Below are 17,675 nucleotides of genomic sequence, written 5' to 3'. Positions count from 1 at the left end.
ACAATGAACCTCAGTCAATTGATTGGGCCGCGCCAACTCGCGTGCCTGTTTGCCGCTCCGTGGTTGTTGATGGCCTCCGTTGCCACGGCCGACTTCCTCGACGACAGTAAGGCCAGCCTGGAGCTGCGCAATTTTTACCTGAATCGCGACTTCCGTAATGAGGATGCGAAGCAGGCCAAAGCCGCCGAATGGGCGCAGGGTTTCATCGCCCGTGTCGAGTCGGGCTTCACTGAGGGGCGGGTTGGTTTTGGGCTTGACGCCCTCGGCGAGCTCGGGGTCAAGTTGGACTCCAGTCGCGATCGCAGTGGCACTGGCCTGCTGCCTTTCGGGCCTACCAGCAAGGCACCGGTGGACAACTACAGCGAGCTCGGCCTGACCACCAAGCTGCGCCTCTCCAAGAGCATGCTGCGCCTAGGAACCTTGCAGCCATGGCTGCCGGTGGCCATCTATAACGACACTCGCTTGCTGCCTTCGACTTTCCAGGGCGCCATGTTCACGTCTCACGACATTAACCGACTGACCCTTGATGGTGGTCGGCTGACCCGGGCCAACCTGCGCGACTCCTCCGGTCGCGACGAGCTCGGCTACGGCAGTGCCACCAGCGATGCCTTTGACTTTGCCGGCGCCAGCTACGCCATTAGTCCGCAGCTCGCTGTCAGTTACTACCATGGTCTGCTCGACGACATATACCGTCAGCACTATGTCGGCCTGGTGCATAGCCAAGCGCTGCCCGGCGGTTTCAGCCTGCGTAGCGATGTCCGTTATTTCGACAGCAGCGGTGCAGGCAGCGAGCGAGCGGGCAAGATCGACAACCGCAATTTCAACGGCATATTCAGCCTCAGCCACGGCGGCCATAAGGTCAGCGCGGCCTGGCAGTCGCAGTCCGGCGCCAGTGCCTTCCCCTACCTTAACGGAGGCGCTGCATACGTTGTCAACCTGGTGACCCTGCATGACTTCACCCGCCCCGAGGAGGACTCTTGGCAACTGCGCTATGACTACGACTTTGCCGCTCAGGGTATTCCCGGACTCAGCTTCATGACCCGCTACGTAGATGGGCGCAATGTCAGGACAGCAACAACACGCAATGGCGAAGAGTGGGAACGCGACACCGACCTGGCCTACGTCGTGCAGAGTGGCAGCCTGAAGGGTGTTAGCCTGCGTTGGCGTAACCTGAGTTTAGATCGGGTAATGGCCTGGCCACGGATATTGACGAAAATCGTCTGATCCTGGGCTACACCTTAGCGCTCTGGTAAGGTCCGCAGCTCGTCATATTCCCAGTGTTGGTTACGTGCAGGGGGTGATCGGCACAATGGCAGCTGGCTACGGCGGCTAGCCTGGCCAGAAAGCGGTAAGATCAGGAGGGTGCAATATGACAGCAGGGCGCAGAGGTTGGTGCGTTTGGCGGCTGCTAATTTACCTGTGTCCCTGACTGTGAACCCTCTCTTTCCCGCGATAATGCGAAGCGTCAAATAATACGCCTGTGTCGGCTGGATCCCGCAGATGGGGGCCAGCTTTTGCTACCGATGAATGTGTGACCCACATGCCGAAAATTTATTGACTCTGTTTCGGTCGTCTAACTCGTTGATGCATTTCGCGTTTCAGCTCGCCGAGCTGGGTCAGCCTAGCGTCGGTACATGGGTCAAAATTCGCCGGCGGCAACACTCGAGGGACCACCACTGATCACGATCAGCCGTTGATCGAGTACTGAGCGGTCACAGCTCCAAGTCCTGCGCCAAGAAGCTCACCAGCTCGAGCGGACCCCAGCTGGCGACCACCTTGTAAATCAGGTCGCGCTTGCTGCGCGGCAGCAATTTCACACAGCGCTTCGCCGTCGCCCTGACCGCAGCGTCGGTTCCGTGTATCCATGCCGCAACAGCAGCGCGAGCATGGCATCAGTGATGGGTCATGACATTGCTTTCGGCAAATGACGACGGCTGTGTAGCGCCTATCCCACCATATCTGCACCGCAGACAGCCTCGGCCGCTTAAACCGTTGTGAGGCGTATCGCTTTCCTGCTTGGCGCGCAAAGGGGCACAGGCCAAAAGGTCACAAGGGCCGCAAAGGAAGGGGGCATCAAGGGTAAGAGGCCTAACCGAAAAGGCTAAAAGGCCAGCAGAAGCGGATCCTTGCGGAGAATACGATGCTCGGCCTATTTCGTCTCACACAACAAAAGGCTGTCTCTCCTGCGTCTGAGCCACTGCCTGAAAGCTACACCTCCGTGGAATCGGCCCATACCCTGCTTCAGCCCGCTCATCGCCGCCAACTGCTGGCGCATATCTGGGAGCTAACAGCCCTGTCCCGCGCCCAGTTCCAGCAGCTCTACTTGAACCCGCTCCAGCGTTACGCCCAATGGGTACAGCAGCTGCCGGCCAGCGAGAGCCATCACCACGCCTACCGCGGCGGCATGCTGGACCATGGCCTGGAACTGGTTGCCTACAGCCTGAAGCTGCGCCAATCCTACCTGCTACCTACCAACGCAGCCCCTGAAGACCAGGCGGCGCAGGCCGACGCCTGGTCCGCTGGCATCGCCTACGGCGCCCTGCTCCACGATATCGGCAAGATCGCCGTGGACCTGCGGATCGAACGCCAGGATGGCAGCCTCTGGCATCCCTGGCACGGCCCCCTGGACCAGCCCTATCGCTTTCGCTACAGCAAAGGGCGTGACTACAGGTTGCATGGCGCTGCGGCCGGTCTGCTCTACACCCACATCCTCGACCGGGATCTTCTCGACTGGCTCAGCACCTTTCCTGCCCTCTGGGGACACCTGCTGCACCTACTGGCGGGTCAGTACGAGCATGCCGGCGTACTGGGCGAACTGGTCATCCAGGCCGACCGCGCTTCCACCGCGCAGAACCTGGGCGGCAACCCCGACAAGGCGCTGCAGGCCCCGCTGCATGCCCTACAGCATCACCTGATCCGCGGACTGCGCCACCTGGTGCAGCATGAACTCAAGCTCAACCAGCCCGGTGCCGCCGGCTGGCTGACCCAGGACGCGCTGTGGCTGGTCAGCAAGGCCGTCACCGACAAGCTCCGTGCCCATCTGCTGTCACAGGCCATTGACGGCATCCCCTCCTCCAACACCGCGCTGTTCGATGAACTGCAGTCCCACGGACTGGTCGAGCCCACGCCTGAAGGCAAGGCTATCTGGAGCGCTACCGTCGACCAGGAGAACTGGCAACAGACCTTCACCTTCCTACGTGTCCAACCCGCCTTGATCTGGGGCAGCGATGAGCGGCCGGCGCTATTCAACGGCACCGTCAACATCGCCGCCGACGAAGCGGCAAATCAGCCGCAGCCGATACCTGAAGAAATCCCTGCTGCAGCGGATGGGGCCAGCCACCCACACGAAGGTGACTGCATCGAGTCGTTGCTGGAGATGTTCGAACCCGAGGAGCAGAGCTTATCCGAGGCATCACCGCAGCCCAGCCCGGAAAACCTGTTGCCCACCCCCGGCGATCCCGGCCAGGTGTTTTTGCGCTGGGTCAGGGATGGCATCCGCAGCCACAAACTGATCATCAACGACAGCAAAGCCAAGGTGCACACAGTGAACGGCAGCGCCTTCCTCGTCACGCCTGGACTGTTCCAGCGCTATGCGCAGGAGTTTCCCGACATCGCTCCTGGCGCCGAGCAGGAAGGCGAAGCATGGCGCTGGGTCCAGCGCCAGTTCGAAAAGCTGAAAGTCCACAGAAAGCGCCCTGATGGGCTCAATATCTGGACCTGCCAAGTCGAAGGGCCACGCAAGAAAGCCAAGCTTCAGGGATATCTATTGGACCAGCCGGACATACTTTTCACTACGCTGCCCGCTGACAATCCATTTCTGACGTTAAGGGAATGATCGGCAGCTGCGAAAACTGAGTGCGCAACTAACCGCTGTACCTGGCAGCCCTGATCAACGACCATTGGCCGCAAGCCGGGCTAGCCTGCCCTGCACCCACAGTTACCCAAGGCCGGACCTTGTTCTCCTCTGAACGTTTAAAAGGTATCGATGTATTTGTATGCGTAGCCGAACTCGGCAGCTTTGCTGCGGCGGCCGAACGCCTGAGCCTCACCAGTTCAGCGGTGAGCAAAGGCATCGCGCGGCTGGAGACCCGCCTGGGTATCCGCCTCTTCGAGCGCACCACGCGCAGGCTTGCGCTAACCGATGCAGGCACAGCCTTCTACCGAACCTGCACGCGAGTACTCACCGACCTGGAAGAGTCGGAGCAGGCCCTGCATGCCGAGCTCTTCGCCCCGCGCGGGCGCATCCGCATTGATCTTCCGGCCTCGTATGGGCGCTTGCACGTGTTGCCGGTGATTCTGCAGTTCGTAAAGCAGCATCCGCTGCTGATGCCGCATATTTCCTTTACCGATAGCTTTGTCGACCCCGCCGATCAGGGCATCGACATCCTGGTGCGGATCGGTGGCTCGGATATTTGGCCGGCAACGTTGGGCCATCGCTTCCTGGGCGCCGAGCGCCTGATCTACTGCGCCGCCCCCGAGTACCTGTCCACGCGGGGGGCACCGGCAAGCGAAGCGGCACTTGAACAACACGATTGCGTGCTCTACGGCCATAGCGATGGCCAGGTCAGCCCCTGGTATCGGGAAGGCCCTCAGCCGGGCGATAAAAAGCGCCGAATCATGCCGGCGCGAATCGCTGTCGGCGATGGCGAGGGCGAAGTACTGGCCGTTCTGGCGGGCTATGGCATTGCGCAACTGCCCACCTGGCTGGTGCAAGGGCATCTGGATAGCGGAGCACTGGTGGAGGTGCTACCGCAGTTGGCCACCGACGGCCTGCCGATGAACCTGGTCTGGCTAAAGAAACGCGAAGCACTGCCCAAGGTCAGCGCCCTGCTGGAAGTGCTCGCAGTCTGTCTGACGCCCGCGGGGCACAGCTTGCCTGAGCAATCAGATACGTGAATCCAGATCATCAATACTCAGAATAAACACCTGCAATAGGAATCTAAAGAACCAATACCATGGTGCCCTCTTTACTAAGGAGCGGCGTCATGAGTGCTATCGAATCACCACGGCCACTGGCTTCCACTGCTGAAAGCTCTACGCTGAGTATCACCATTCTGGCCATCTCGGCCTTTCTGATCGTCACCACAGAGTTTCTGATTATCGGCCTGCTCCCGGCCTTGGCCCGTGATTTTGGCATTTCCATTGCCGCAGCCGGTCAGTTGGTCACGCTGTTCGCCTTCACCGTCATGTTCTTTGGCCCGCCGCTGACCGCCGCCCTCGCCCACCTGGACAGAAAGAAGCTGTTTATTACGATCCTGCTGGTCTTCGCCTTTGCCAACGGCTTGGCGGCACTTTCGTCGAACATCTGGGTACTGGCGATCGCGCGTTTTATCCCGGCACTGATGCTGCCGGTCTTCTGGGGCACTGCCAGTGAAACGGCAGCCCAACTGGCCGGCCCGGAAAAATCAGGGCAGGCGATAGCCCGGGTCTATCTCGGCATCACCGCCGCGCTCCTGCTGGGCATTCCCCTTGGCACACTGGCGGCCAACGGTATCGGCTGGCGGGGCGCTTTCTGGCTGCTGGCGGGCCTGCCACTGGTGATGGCGATTGCCATCGCGCTCTATATGCCGACAGTCGCGCGCAGCCCACGGGTCGATTTCCTCAAGCAAGCGCGCATCTTCAAAGAGCCTCTGTTCCTGGCCAACGTCGCGCTGTCGATCATCATCTTCAGCGCCATGTTCGTTGCCTACACCTACCTGGCCGATATGCTCGAGCGCATCGTCGGCGTGGCCCCCGCGCATGTCGGCTGGTGGATGATGGGCTTCGGCGCCATAGGCCTGATTGGTAACTGGATTGGCGGCAAAGCAGTGGATCATTCGCCCCTCAAGGCCACAGCCTTGTTCGTTGCACTGCTTGCGCTGGGCATGGCGGCGGTCACGCCGCTGGCAGGAGCAGGCTTACTCGTCTGCATCGCGCTCGCGCTCTGGGGCATTGCCAACACCGCGCTGTATCCGATCTGCCAGGTGCGGGTGATGAACTCGGTGAGCCATTCACAGGCTCTTGCGGGGACGACCAACGTTTCTGCGGCTAATGCGGGGATAGGTATTGGAGCGATGCTTGGCGGTTTGACTATCCAGACCGCAGGCATAGCCAGCGTTGGCTATGTAGCCGCGGCCGTTGCCGGTATTGCGCTGCTGGTGATGCCGTTGGTGGGCCGCCTGGCCGCTCGCAAGTGATGGCCAGAAAAGGCGAAACCAGCACCTAGAAATACCGAGAGCCGATGGTTACTCCTAGCGCTCCCCCCGTCCTCGACCGGGTAGAAACGGCATCCTGATGGTTTCGTCCACTGCATGAATTCGAGGAGGGTGGTGCGCATGGCACATCTGCGCAATGTGCGGCGTTGCTCAGGCCGCCCCAAACCCTGTCAGGCCAGCAGGAAGTCCAGCAGCTGGCGGGTAAAAGGCTCACCGACCTCGACATTGGACAGGTGCGCGGCATGAAACTCGATCAGTTGCGCGCCAGCGATCTGCTGTTGCATAAAGCGGCCGTGCTCGGGCGTGGTCACCACATCGGCGGTGCCACAGACGATCAGGGTCGGCAGCTTGATGGCAGCCAGCTGCTCGCGAAAGTCGGCATCACGCACCGCCGCGCAGTTGCCGGCGTAGCCCTGGGCCGAGGTGGCCGCCAGCATCGCGGTAATACGGCTGGCCTGGGCCGGCTCGGCCGCGGCGAATTCGGGAGTGAACCAGCGCGCAATGGAAGCATCGCGAAGATCGCTCATGGCCTGTTGGCCGCCCTGCAGCACCGTGTCGATGCGACTGTTCCACACGTCGTCGTTGCCAATCTTGGCCGCAGTGTTGCACAGCACCAGCTTGTGCAAACGCTCACCGGCATTGATGCCCAGCCACTGGCCAATCAGCCCGCCCATGGACAGTCCACAGAAATGCACCTGAGCAATATCCAGGTGATCGAGCAGGGCCAGCACGTCGCGGCCCAGTTGTTCGATGCTGTAGAAGCCATCGCTGACCTGCGACTGACCGTGGCCACGGGTGTCATAGCGCAGCACCCGGAAATACTCGGTAAAGGCCGGCATCTGCGTGTCCCACATACCCAGGTCAGTGCCCAGGGAATTGCTCAGTAACAGCACCGGCGCGTCCGCCGGGCCTTCGAGTTGGTAATTCAGGTCGCCAGCGGCGAGGTGGACAACAGGCACAGAAAACTCCTTCAAATGATTAGGACTCGATGTTCGGCCAGGACAAGTACGTACTAGCGGCACTGCCGCTTGCGATCAAGCCCTTGCCACGGGCACCTGCATGAATGGTGCAGGCAGGCGCGGATCGAGGCAACGCGGTTAGCCTGCGGTGCGCAGGGCGCACCCTGGGATCTGGAGGCTCAAACCCGTTCGATAGCCAGCGCCAACCCCTGGCCGACGCCCACGCACATGGTCGCCAGGCCGCGCTTGCCGCCGGACTTTTCCAGCTGATGCAGAGCGGTCAGCACCAGGCGCACGCCGCTCATGCCTAGCGGGTGTCCGAGGGCGATGGCGCCGCCATTGGGGTTAACCTGGGCAGCGTCGTCGGCCAGACCGAGGTCGCGGGTTACCGCCAAGCCTTGGGCGGCGAAAGCCTCGTTGAGTTCGATCACGTCGAAATCAGTGATCTGCAGATCCAGACGCTGCAGCAGCTTGCGCACCGCCGGCACCGGGCCATAGCCCATGATCCGCGGCGCCACACCGGCACTGGCCATGCCCAGCACCCGCGCACGCGCGGTCAGGCCGTGCTTTTTCACCGCGTCGGCGGAAGCCAGGATCAGCGCCGCCGCGCCATCGTTGACCCCGAGGCGTTGCCGGCGGTGACGGTCTTGCCTTCGCCATTGACCGGCTTGAGCTTGGCCAGGGCTTCAGGCGTGGTCTCGGGACGCAAGTGCTCGTCCTGGTCGATCACGCTGTCACCCTTCCTGCCCTTGATCGTCACCGGGACGATTTCCTCGGCGAAGAAGCCGGCCTGCTGGGCGGCGGCGGCGCGCTGCTGGCTGCGCAGGGCGAACGCATCCTGATCGGTGCGGCTGATCCCGAACTGATCGGCGACGTTGTCGGCGGTCTGCGGCATGGCATCCACACCATACTGCTGCTTCATCAACGGATTGATAAAGCGCCAGCCGATGGTGGTGTCTTCGATCTTCTGATTGCGGCCGTAGGCCGTGTCGGCCTTGCCCATGACATAGGGCGCACGCGACATCGACTCAACGCCGCCGGCAATCGCCAGCTCCATCTCGCCGCTGGCGATGGCGCGAAAGGCTGAGCCCACCGCGTCCATGCCCGAAGCGCACAAGCGGTTAAGGGTCACCCCCGGCACGCTGTCCGGCAGGCCGGCCAGCAGCAGGGCCATGCGTGCGACGTTGCGGTTGTCTTCGCCGGCCTGGTTGGCGCAGCCCATAAAGACTTCATCGACCTGGCTCAGGTCGAGTTGCGGGTTGCGCTCGATCAGCGCCTTGAGCGGCACCGCAGCCAGGTCGTCGGCACGCACCGGGGCCAAGCCGCCGCCGAAGCGGCCGATCGGCGTGCGCACAGCGTCGCAGATGAATACCTCGCGGCTCATTCCTCACCTCCGACCTGGCCGTGGGCGGCTGCGGTGCGGGCTTCCAGAGCGCGCAGGGCACTGAGTTCGACCTCGGTCGGTTCGGCGGTGACGCTAAGGCTCTCGGCGAAACGAATCTGCCAGCCGGTGGCCTCGATCACCTGCGCGCGAGTCACGCCCGGATGCAGGGTGGTGACGATGAATTCGTTGCTGCCGGCTTCCGGCTCCATGATGCACAGGTCGGTAATGATGCCGACCGGGCCCGCGCCGGGCAGACCGAGGCGTTGACGATGATCGCCACCCTCGCCAAAACCGACCGAGGTGATAAAGGCCAGCTTGTCGACAAAGGTGCGGTGCGACTGCTTGAGGATGATCAGCACCGACTTGGCGCTGCCGGCGATTTCCGGTGCGCCACCGGCGCCGGGCAGGCGCACTTTCGGCTGGTGATAGTCACCGATCACGGTGGTGTTGATGTTGCCGAACTTGTCGACCTGGGCGGCGCCGAGGAAGCCGACGTCAATGCGCCCACCCTGCAGCCAGTAGCGGAAAATCTCGCCGGTGGGCACCACGCTGTCGGCGGTTTCGGCCAGCTCGCCGTCACCGATCGACAGCGGCAGCACGGTTGGCTTGGCGCCAATTGGGCCGGACTCGTAGATCAGGACCACGTCTGGCGAGGAGGTCAGGCGCGCCAGATTGGCGGCCTTGGATGGCAAACCGATGCCGACAAAACACACCGCGCCATTGCGCAGGCGGCGCGCGGCGGCCACGGTCATCATTTCATTGGTGCTGTAGGCGCTCATCAGTTAGCCTCCTGCTGTGCGGCCAGTTTGTCCTGGCGCAGTTTTTCTTGAAAAGCGGCGAAATCGGCGGTGCCGCGGATGTACTCGTCGATCCAGGCGCTGAAGGTCTCGCGGTCGCGGGCAATCGGGTCCCAGGCCTGGTAGAAACGGTTATCGCGCTCGGAGTAGCCGAGGGCGTAGGACGGATGGGCACCGCCCGGTACGTGGCAGACTGCAGTCAGCGCCCAGCTCGGCAATACGCAGGCGTTCATCGGCGCATTGAGGTCGTCGACGATTTCTTCCACGGTAACGATGCAACGCTTGGCCGCCAGGGCCGCTTCCTTCTGCACGCCGAGGATGCCCCAGAGCAGCACGTTGCCCTTGCGGTCGGCCTTCTGCGCGTGGATCACGGTGACGTCCGGACGCACCGACGGCACCGCCGCCAGCACTTCGCCGGTAAACGGGCAAATGACCGTTTTGATCAGCGGGTTGACCTTGGGCAGATCGGAGCCGGCGTAGGCACGCAGCACCGCAAACGGCAGGCCCGAGGCCCCGGCGACGTAGGCGTTAGCCATGTCGGCGTGGCTGTGCTCCTCGATCTCCAGCGGCTTGGGCCAGCCCTTCTCCACCGCGTCACGCAAGCGGTGCAGGGAGCCGACACCAGGGTTGCCACCCCAAGAGAACACCAGCTTCTTCGCGCAACCGGCACCGATCAGCAGGTCGTAGACCAGGTCGGGAGTCATGCGCACCAGGGTCAGCTCGCGCTTGTTCTGGCGGATGATCTCGTGGGACGCCGCAGTCGGGATCAGGTGGGTAAAGCCTTCGAGGGCGACGCTGTCGCCGTCGTTGACGAAGCGCTGTACGGCTTCGGCAAGGGAAATGATTTCGGCCATCGGTGCTGCTCTCACTGGTTAGACAGTGCCACCGGGTCAAGGTGGCGGGTGCGTCAACAGTAGGTCGCACGGCGCGCGCAAACAATCCGATAATCGACTTACTGTTCGATTATCGAACACAGCTTTACTCGACTCGTTCGAGCAAGCAACCCAGGCCTTCGGCCAGCTCACGTTGACGCTGCAGCCCCTGCATGACCCGACCGACGATCTCCATGCGCTCGCGGGCGCCGATGCGCAGTGCATCCATGGCCTCGTGGGCGGCGGCCGACGTATTCAGACCGTTATGGGCCGACTGATCGACCTGACCCAGACCAGCGCTGGCCTCATCGGCGGCACTTTTCAGGCCCTTGGCGATCTGCATGATCTGCTCGCTGGAGTCGTTGGCACGCACCGCCAGGCTGCGCACCTCGTCGGCCACCACGGCGAAGCCGCGGCCGTGCTCGCCGGCCCGCGCGGCCTCGATGGCCGCATTCAGTGCCAGCAGGTTGGTCTGCCGGGCGATGTCCTGAATGCTGCCGACAATCGCGCCAATGCGCCGCGACTGCTCGCCCAAGGTGTTGAAAACCTCGCCGGTACGGCGCAGGTAATCGGCCAGTTCGCCGATCGACTGGCGGGTGGCCTGGATGCTCTCGGCACTGCTGCTGACCTTCGCGCCGGACTGCTGGGCCAGTTGGGTGGCAAAGTGCATGTCGGCCTGGCTCTGCTCGATGGCGTGCAGCAGCTCGCGTTGATGCTGACGCAGCGCAGGGTCTAAAACCACTTCGGGCGGCGGGCTGGCGGGCACCAACACTGGCGCTTCCGAGTGCGCTGACGGTTGCGACCAGTCGCAGTTCTGCAGCACCCGCTCGATAATCTGCGGCGGCTGGGTCAGGTAGAAGAAGCCGGCCAGCAGCCCGGTGATCAGCAAGCCTGCGGCCACGCCTGACTCCCAACTGCCACTGGTCATAACTACCAGGGCCACAGCCCCCAGCAGGTTGCCGGTCAGCAGCGCGCTGGCCAGATGCCGGCGCCAGCTGCTGCGGCCCATTGTTTGATCGCGCTTCATGGATGCTCTCTTATCTCGTCAAACCAAAATAGGACCTCCCCTCCGTTATGCGCGGCATGAGGGAAGGTGCTTTTGCAGAACCGATGCCGCGTTGTAGGAGCAGGTCATGCGGCAGGGCTGGCTATTTCGCGACCATGGGCCGCGCCTACGAGAGGTCCTGCGGATACACTTGGCATGTCCACCGCAGCCAAAACCGGGCACCTGAGTGCCCTGCCCTGAGGATGATTGAAATTACAGGCCGATATGGCTCTGCAAGATCGCCGGCTGGCCCTTCAGTTCCTGGCTGGGACCGTCATAGACCACTCGGCCCTTGACCATGATCATGCTGCGATCGGTGAGGTCGAGCAGTACGTTGACGTTCTTGTCGACCACCAACGTAGCAATACCGCTGGCCTTGATCAGGCGGATCACGTCCCAGATCTCCTTGCGGATCAGCGGCGCCAGGCCTTCGGTGGCTTCATCGAGAATCATCAGCTCGGGGTTGGTCAGCAGCGCGCGGCCGATAGCGACCATCTGCTGCTCGCCGCCGGAAAGGTTGCCGGTGAGATGGCCGAAGCGCTCGGCCAGTCGCGGAAAGGTCGCCAGCACCCGCTCAAGATCCCAGTCGCGACGACCGTCCACGCCGGGCCGCGCTGCCATCACCAGGCTTTCGCGCACCGTCAGATTAGGGAACATGCCGCGACCTTCCGGCACATAGCCAATGCCGCGACGAATTACCTGGTGCGCGGCGCTGCCGGTGAGGTTCTCGCCCCTGATCCGTACCTCGCCACTGCGCGGCGGGGTCAGGCCAAGCAGCGAGCGAATGGTGGTGCTCTTACCCACGCCGTTGCGCCCGAGCAGGGCCAGGGTTTCCCCCGGCGCGATCTGCAGGTCAACGCCATGCAGCACATGGCTGTTGCCATAAAAGGTGTGCAGCCCGCGCACCTCGACCAGCGGGGTGGCTGTTGTGGTCGTGTTCATCAGAATTGCTCCTCGCCGTCGCCCAGATAGGCTTCCTGCACCGCAGGGTCGTTGCGCACCTGCTCCAGCGGACCGCTGGCCAGCATCTGCCCGTTGACCATCACGGTCAGGGTCTTGGCGATGCTAAACACCGCGTCCATGTCGTGCTCGACCAGCACCAGCGAGTAGTCGCGCGCCAGCTCGGCGAGCAGCTCCACGACCCGGCTCGACTCCTCCTTGCCCATGCCAGCCATCGGCTCATCCAGCAACAGAAAGCTCGGTTCGGTGGCCAGTACCATGCCAATCTCCAACTGGCGCTGCTCGCCATAGCTCATCGAACTGGCGATGCTGTGGCCCTTGCTGCTCAGGCCGCAGGCCTCCAGGGCTTTTTCCGCACGCTCGCGCACCGCCAGATAGCTGTCGCTTCGACGGAAGAAGCGGAAGGAGTTCTTCATCCGCGACTGCGCGGCGAGCATGCAGTTTTCCAGACAACTGAAGCTGGGAAAGATATTGGTGCGCTGGAAGCTGCGCCCCACCCCCAGGTGCGACACCTTGTTTGGTGCCAGGCCGGTGATGTCCTGGCCATTGAAGATCACCTGGCCGCTACTGGGCCGCAGATGGCCCGAGAGCAGGTTAACCATGGTGCTCTTGCCTGCACCGTTGGGGCCGATGATGGCGTGGATCTCACAGGGTGCCACTTGCAGGCTGATATCGCTGACGGCGCGCAGCCCGCCGAAGTGCTTGCTCAGGCTACGGGTTTCCAGAATCAGGGCGCTCATTGTTCGGCCTCCTGTTTGATCGTGCCGGTATGTTTCACCGCTGAAGTTTTAGTGGCCTTGCGCTGCGCCAGTTGCAGCAGCAGGCCGGCGATCCCGCGCGGCAGCAGCAGCACCATGGCGATCACCACCACGCCCATTGGTAACTCCCAGTGCGGGGTCAGGCTGGCGAACCAGTGATGCAGACCCTCGAAAGCGAAGGCGCCGAGAATCGGCCCGAACAGGGTGCCCATGCCGCCGAGAATCACCATCACCAGGATATGCGCCGACATCTGCCAGCTCAGCTGGCCGGGGCTGACGAAGCCGTATTGGGTGGCCGAGAGCATGCCGGCATAACCGGCGATGGTGCCGGCGATAACGAAGGCCGCCAGCTTGTAGAACAGCGGGTTGAAGCCCATGGCACGCACCCGTTGCTCGTTCTCCTTGATCCCCAGCAGCACCCGGCCGAAGGGCGCACGGAGGAAGGTGCGCAGCAGGACGAACAACAGCGCCAGCGAGGCCAGCACCACATAGAACAAAGTGGTGCGGTTCTCCAGGTCGAGCAGTTGCACCCCGGCGATGGCGACCGTGGGTTTCATGAACAGGTAGGCACCGTCCGAGCCGCCGGCAAAAGACGCATCGTGGAACAGGTAATAGAGCATCTGCGAGAAGGCGATGGTCACCATGATGAAGAAGATCCCCGAGGTGCGGATGATCAGTAGCCCCATCAGCAGTGCGGCCAGAGCGGTAATCCCCAGACACAGCGGCAAAGCGATCCAGATGCTCAGCGCCTCGTATTCGGGGGCGAACAGCACCAGGGCATAACCGGCCATGCCGAAAAAGGCCGCCGAGGCCAGGCTGACCATGCCACTGACCCCGACCAGCAGGTCGAGGCCCAAGGCGACAATGGCCAGGATCATGATGCTGGTCAGTTGCTGAAGGTAGAAGTCGTGTTTGTCGCCAGTCAGGCTGGCACCGAACAACGGGTATGCAGCCATCAGCAGCAACAATAGCGCCAGCAGCAGCTGGATCGGGCGAGGTAATGCGTGCATAAGAAAATCCCCGAAATGGTTATTAGGCGAACAGCCCGCGCGGTTTGAACAACAGCACCACGGCCATCAGCACATACACGGCCATGCCGGCGTATTGCGGCACCAGTACCGCGCCCCAGGTGGCGGTCAGTCCGACCAGCAAGGCGCCGAGAAAGGCCCCGCGAATCGAGCCCAGGCCGCCGATCACCACCACCACAAAGGCGATGATCAGGATCTGGTTGCCCATGCCCGGATACACCGACGACACCGGCGCGGCGATCATCCCGGCGAAGGCGGTCAACGCTGCACCCGCGGCGAACACCAGGGTGTAGATGACGCGGATATTGATGCCCAGGCCCTGAACCATCTCGCGGTTGCTCGAACCGCCGCGGATAATCATGCCCAGGCGGGTGCGTTGCAGGATCAGATACATGGCCAATGCAATCGCCGCGCAGACCGCGGAGATGAATAGGCGATACACCGGGTAGTCGAGGGTCTCGGTGAGCTGGATCGAGCCGCTGAGCAGCGCCGGGATGGCCACGCTGTGCACGTCGTTGCCCCAGATAATGCTGCGTAGCGAGTCGATGACCATGATCAGGCCGAAGGTCATCAGTACCTGGTCGAGGTGCTCGCGCTTGTACAGCGCCTGAATCAGGAAGCGCTCGATCAACACCCCCAGCAGCGCCGCCAAGGGCACCGCCAGCACAATGGCGATAAAAAAGTTATCGACCAGCCCGCTCAACCAGTACATCAGGTAGGCGCCGACCATATAGAGCGCACCGTGAGCCAGGTTGATGATGTGCATGATGCCGAAGATCAGGGTCAGGCCGCTGGCAATCAGAAACAGCAGCAGGCCGTACTGCAGACCATTAAGGGTCTGGATAAGAATCGTGGAAAGTTCCATCGGGCATACCAAGGTCAGGAATGGGGCAGACCCGCCCCCTGGTCATGGCTAAACGGCAAGGCTGATCAGCTGGATCTAACAACCCCTGCCGAGGTTTGGACAAGGCGCTGCGACGGGTCATAGCCGGCTATGACCAAGTGCAACAACGCGGGATCCAAACCTCGGCAAGCGAACTCGACTCAGCCAACCCGCCCGCCGACCAACCATTAGCGGCCAGGGCGCGGGGATAACGCGCTACTGCAGCTTGCAGCCCGGCGCAGGATCAGCCAGGGCGGCGACAGCCGTGCTGACTACCACATTGGCGCCGTCACGCACCTCGCGCAGGTAGATGTTCTGCACCGGGTTATGCGCCTTGGAGAAACTCCACTCGCCCCGCGGGCTGTCGATCCTGGCAGCGGCCATGGCCGCATTCCAGGCAGCACGATCCTTGGTATTACCGTTGACCTTGGCCAACGACTGGACCAGCAACAGACCAGTGTCGTAGCCCTGCACGGCGTAGATGTCGGCCTCCTTGCCAAACTTCTGCCGGTAGTCCGCGCGAAACTTGTTGTTCTGCGGGGTATCCAGGCTGTCGGCGTAATGCAGGGTGGTCAGCACACCGCTGGCGGCCGAACCTTGCGCGGCCAGGGTGCCCTCGGTGAGGAAGCCCGAGCCTAGCAGCGGGATCTTGCCTTGCAGGCCAGCCGCGGCGTAATCCTGAACGAACTTGGCGGCGCCACCGCCGGCAAAGAACACAAACACTGCGTCGGGCTTGAGCGCAGCGATTTCAGTCAGTTGCGACTGGAACTCGACGTCTGGGAACGGCACGTAGATTTCCTTGCTGACGGTGCCGCCGGCCTTCTCGAATCCTTCCTTGAAGCCGTCTACCGACTCGGTGCCGAAGCCGTAACGCCAGGCCACAGTGACGATATTCTTGTAACCCTTGTCCGCCGCCACCTGCCCCATCGGGTAGGCGGTCTGCCAAGAGGTAAACGAGGTGCGGAAGATATTTTCCGCGCACAACGGCCCGGTCGCCGCGTTGAAGCCGGCGTTGGGAATGATCAGCGGCACGCCGGTTTCCCGAGCGACCTTGACCGCGCCCATGCCGACCCCGGAGTGCACGGGGCCGACCACCACGTCGACCTGGGAACCAGCGATCAGCTTCTGCATGTTTGGCACGGCCTTGCCGGGGTTGGCTTCGCTGTCGACCACCACGTATTGCACCGGGCGCCCGCCGAGGCGGTTGTCATGTTGCTCGATGGCCAGTTTCATGCCGTTGGTGGTGGCTTCGCCCAATGCGGCGAAGGTCCCGGTATACGGCAGCAGCAAGCCGATTTTCACCGGATCGGCCGCCATGGCCAGGCTGCTCATCGACGCACTGAGGGCCAACGCCAGGGCGCTGGCGCGGAAGCGGGTTGTGCAAGGCATCTTGTTATTGTTGTTCATTACTATCTCCAGCGGCGCTCTGCGGCGCAGCATTAAAGGAAAACGATCTTCGATTGCCGTTTTTTGTCGAGCCGCCGACACCAGGCCGACAGCGCGTTGCACGCTTACTGTCAGAGTAGATTCCAGGTGTAGTTGAGGATCAGGCGGTTCTCATCAACATCGGTGCGGTAGTTGGAGCGCGCGGTGACGTTGCGCACTTTCATGCCCAAACCCTTGAGTGAGCCGCTCTGCACCACATAGCCGATGTCCAGATCGCGCTCCCACTCCTTGCCCTCGAAGCCGCGGCCGGTGTCGACGTTGTCACCGGTCAGATAACGCACCCCGGCGATCAGCCCCGGTACGCCCATGGCGCTGAAGTCATAGTCATAACGCACCTGCCAAGAGCGCTCGTCGGCCGCGTCGAAGGTAAAGGTCGGCACCTCGTTACCCAGCGGGCTGACGTTGGCGAACACCCGCGGCAAGCCGTCGTCGCCAAACATGGCCTGATAACCCAGGAAGAAGGTATGCCCGCCATGCTTGGCCGAGAGCAGCGAGTAGAAGGCCTGGTTGTCGATCTTGCGCGCCAGTTCGCCGTCTTCGGCGGAGTCGAAATAGCCCAGATTGGCGCCAAGCACCCAGTCGCCGACTGGCTCGCTGTGCTTGAGGCTGAGATGACGCTGGTTGTAGATATCTTCCAGCTGGGCATACCAGGCGCCGACCGAGGTGCGGTTGGCGTTAAAGGCGTAATCTGCGCCGGCATAGTTGAAGCGATCCGTAGTGATCAGCTTGCCTGCATCGCGCAGCGGGACAAAGCCGAGCATGGCGCCCAACTCGTCATCGCCAGCCTCGTTGCGCAAGCTGGTGGAGCGCAACTGGCCGCCTTGCAAGGTAAGACCGGCAAACTCATTGGAAACGACACTGACGCCCTGATAGGTCGGCGGCAACAGGCGAATATCACCGAAGAACAACACCGGCAGTATCAGCTGCTGCTCACCTACCTTCAGCTCGGTCTTCGATACCTTGACCTTCAACGCCGCACCCAGGCGGCTGTAGTCATCGGCTGCCTTGCCGCTTTCGAGGGTCGGCAGCAGGCCGGTGTTGACCCGGTCCGCGCTGCTGTCGAGCTTGACGCCGAGCAAGCCGATGGCGTCGACACCGAAACCGACGGTGCCCGGGGTGTAGCCGGACTTGACGTTGAGGATGAAGCCTTGGGCCCACTCCTCGGCCTTAGACTGCTGGTTGGGCCCGACGATGTCGGAGTAGTCGCGGCTGAAGTAGTAGTTACGGGCTGTCAGGGTGGCCGTAGTGTCTTCGATAAAACCGCCTTCGGCCGCCTGCACCATGGCTGGCAGGCTGAGGGCTACGGCAACGGACAGCAGAAGGGGCTGCAGCTTCGGATAGTGAGTCAT

12 protein-coding genes and 3 pseudogenes are annotated in these 17,675 nt (G+C 62.4%); 4 read left to right on the top strand and 11 right to left on the bottom strand.

Going from position 1 to position 17,675, the window contains the following annotated elements; genetic code table 11:
- Positions 1–69: 69 nt before the first annotated feature.
- From ACEPAJ_RS09095 to ACEPAJ_RS09080, 4 genes and pseudogenes are all read left to right on the top strand, one after another.
- Positions 70–1,253, top strand: a pseudogene (locus ACEPAJ_RS09095) (OprD family porin).
- A gap of 887 nt (positions 1,254–2,140) precedes the next feature.
- Complete coding sequence (gene mobH, locus ACEPAJ_RS09090; RefSeq protein WP_425914574.1) at positions 2,141–3,835, top strand: MobH family relaxase; 1,695 nt, start codon at positions 2,141–2,143, stop codon at positions 3,833–3,835.
- A 119-nt stretch (positions 3,836–3,954) separates the two neighbouring features.
- Entirely contained in the window at positions 3,955–4,896 is a 942-nt protein-coding gene (locus ACEPAJ_RS09085) for a LysR family transcriptional regulator (RefSeq protein ID WP_425914573.1), read from the top strand.
- Positions 4,897–4,985: 89 nt separating this feature from the next.
- Positions 4,986–6,176: an MFS transporter gene (locus tag ACEPAJ_RS09080; RefSeq protein WP_425914572.1), complete on the top strand. Its 1,191-nt coding sequence runs from the start codon at positions 4,986–4,988 to the stop codon at positions 6,174–6,176.
- A gap of 188 nt (positions 6,177–6,364) precedes the next feature.
- Here ACEPAJ_RS09080 and pcaD read toward each other — a convergent pair whose 3' ends face one another.
- The 11 genes and pseudogenes from pcaD to ACEPAJ_RS09025 form a co-directional block, all read right to left on the bottom strand.
- Positions 6,365–7,153: a 3-oxoadipate enol-lactonase gene (pcaD, locus tag ACEPAJ_RS09075; protein ID WP_425914571.1), complete on the bottom strand. Its 789-nt coding sequence runs from the start codon at positions 7,151–7,153 to the stop codon at positions 6,365–6,367.
- Positions 7,154–7,332: 179 nt separating this feature from the next.
- Positions 7,333–8,537 (bottom strand): annotated as a pseudogene (gene pcaF / locus ACEPAJ_RS09070) (3-oxoadipyl-CoA thiolase).
- A complete protein-coding gene (locus ACEPAJ_RS09065) occupies positions 8,534–9,316 on the bottom strand; it encodes a CoA-transferase subunit beta (protein ID WP_425914570.1) in 783 nt (260 codons plus the stop codon). The pseudogene pcaF and the gene ACEPAJ_RS09065 overlap by 4 nt, the downstream one beginning before the upstream one ends.
- Positions 9,316–10,188, bottom strand: coding sequence for a CoA transferase subunit A (locus ACEPAJ_RS09060; RefSeq protein WP_305255303.1), 873 nt, complete (start codon positions 10,186–10,188; stop codon positions 9,316–9,318). Before ACEPAJ_RS09060 ends, ACEPAJ_RS09065 begins: the two co-directional genes overlap by 1 nt.
- 124 nt (positions 10,189–10,312) lie before the next feature.
- Positions 10,313–10,699 (bottom strand): annotated as a pseudogene (locus ACEPAJ_RS09055) (methyl-accepting chemotaxis protein); the annotation flags it as partial.
- 765 nt (positions 10,700–11,464) lie between these two features.
- Entirely contained in the window at positions 11,465–12,193 is a 729-nt protein-coding gene (locus ACEPAJ_RS09050; RefSeq protein WP_305255305.1) for an ABC transporter ATP-binding protein, read from the bottom strand.
- Positions 12,193–12,951: an ABC transporter ATP-binding protein gene (locus ACEPAJ_RS09045; protein WP_305255306.1), complete on the bottom strand. Its 759-nt coding sequence runs from the start codon at positions 12,949–12,951 to the stop codon at positions 12,193–12,195. Before ACEPAJ_RS09045 ends, ACEPAJ_RS09050 begins: the two co-directional genes overlap by 1 nt.
- Positions 12,948–13,979 carry a branched-chain amino acid ABC transporter permease gene (locus ACEPAJ_RS09040; protein ID WP_305255307.1) on the bottom strand — a complete coding sequence of 344 codons (1,032 nt, stop codon included), beginning with the start codon at positions 13,977–13,979 and terminating at the stop codon, positions 12,948–12,950. The genes ACEPAJ_RS09045 and ACEPAJ_RS09040 overlap by 4 nt, the downstream gene beginning before the upstream one ends.
- Before the next feature lie 22 nt (positions 13,980–14,001).
- The gene (locus ACEPAJ_RS09035; protein ID WP_305255308.1) at positions 14,002–14,862 is read right to left on the bottom strand and encodes a branched-chain amino acid ABC transporter permease; all 861 of its coding nucleotides are present in this window, start codon (positions 14,860–14,862) and stop codon (positions 14,002–14,004) included.
- A gap of 234 nt (positions 14,863–15,096) precedes the next feature.
- Positions 15,097–16,287: an ABC transporter substrate-binding protein gene (locus ACEPAJ_RS09030; RefSeq protein ID WP_425914569.1), complete on the bottom strand. Its 1,191-nt coding sequence runs from the start codon at positions 16,285–16,287 to the stop codon at positions 15,097–15,099.
- Positions 16,288–16,397: 110 nt separating this feature from the next.
- On the bottom strand, positions 16,398–17,675 hold the full coding sequence (locus ACEPAJ_RS09025) for an OprD family porin (RefSeq protein ID WP_425914568.1): 1,278 nt from the start codon (positions 17,673–17,675) through the stop codon (positions 16,398–16,400).

The sequence above is a fragment of the Pseudomonas sp. GWSMS-1 genome (assembly GCF_049847425.1).
Taxonomy (GTDB): Bacteria; Pseudomonadota; Gammaproteobacteria; order Pseudomonadales; family Pseudomonadaceae; genus Aquipseudomonas.
This window is presented reverse-complemented; position numbering and strand designations above follow the sequence as displayed.